This window comes from Tetzosporium hominis, from assembly GCF_002265435.1.
GTDB classification, from domain to species: domain Bacteria; phylum Bacillota; class Bacilli; order Bacillales_A; family Planococcaceae; genus Chryseomicrobium; species Chryseomicrobium hominis.
Genome location: NZ_NOKQ01000223.1, coordinates 1 through 255, shown reverse-complemented (window position 1 = coordinate 255; position 255 = coordinate 1). Strand labels below are relative to the sequence as shown.

The 255-nt window shown below is 48.2% G+C and carries 1 protein-coding gene; it reads right to left on the bottom strand.

The genetic code is table 11. From position 1 onward, the window contains the following. Nucleotides 1-255, bottom strand: a 255-nt coding sequence (locus CF394_RS11195; protein WP_106408208.1) for a YuiB family protein, incomplete at both ends; no start/stop codon positions are given.

Genomic DNA, 255 nt, shown 5'->3' with positions numbered 1-255 from the left:
TCGCAGCGCTTTGATCGTAACGCCCGACAACAGGGCTCCGGCCATTCCGCTGGCTAAAATGATGATATCGGCAGCAGCCAAAGAAGCCACTCTGTCAAAAAGGCCGGAAAATGCCTCTCCCGGCGCCTCTACATAGCGAATCAGCTTTTCTTTATTCACAATGAAAAGGCATACAATTGGATAAATGACAGCCATGATCCATGACATTCTGAGCAGCATATTCAGCAGAAAACCGATGCCGAAAAACAGGACGAA